Annotated in this window: 1 pseudogene; it reads right to left on the reverse strand. The window is 49.2% G+C overall.

Annotation, left to right across the window (positions count from 1 at the left end):
* Window positions 1–15: 15 nt before the first annotated feature.
* Window positions 16–582: pseudogene (locus R8O11_RS28930) on the reverse strand (ComF family protein); the annotation flags it as partial.
* Between the last annotated feature and the right edge of the window lie 42 nt (window positions 583–624).

Below are 624 nucleotides of genomic sequence, written 5' to 3' on the forward strand. Positions count from 1 at the left end.
TGGGGGCTGATTTCAGGTGAAAGCGCCTTTTAAATTCTGTTCTCGGCTGGATTTCTTGTACCCACGCTGCGACTGGACGTGTTTTACGCGGCGAAACACGTGATTATCAAACCTCACATTAAGGTGACCAGCCAAATGTCGCGCCAGTATGTCGCTCTGATTAAAGCCTCGATACAAGTAGCGTTGCCAGTGCAATGGCACTGTGGTGATAAGCGGAGCGGGAGTTGAAATGCGCTGGGCAAGCAATTGCGTTAAAGCGTGAACATGCCATGTTTGTCCGTGATCTTTGAAGCGTTGTACTTCTCGAGACAGCGGAAAGTCGTAGTCTCCCAAGGTAAATAGCCGTTGCCAAGGGGGAGGCTCGGAGAGGCACTCGCCGCAAATACTCTCTATATTCGCTTCCTCAGCTTTTAAGCTCAATCCACAACGTTGGCAGCGTTTTACTGGCGTAAGATATTGATAACAGTGATCACACCAACGCAGCGCATTGGGTTGAGCGGTAGCCTGAATCGGGAAGCGACATAAACCGCATTGACTGCTGAGCACACGATGCATGATGTTTTGCCAGTGATGAGATAACATACCGCTTATTCAAGGTTAGATTTTGCACAGCCTAACGCTTGA

The organism is Vibrio sp. 1288 (assembly GCF_033344475.1).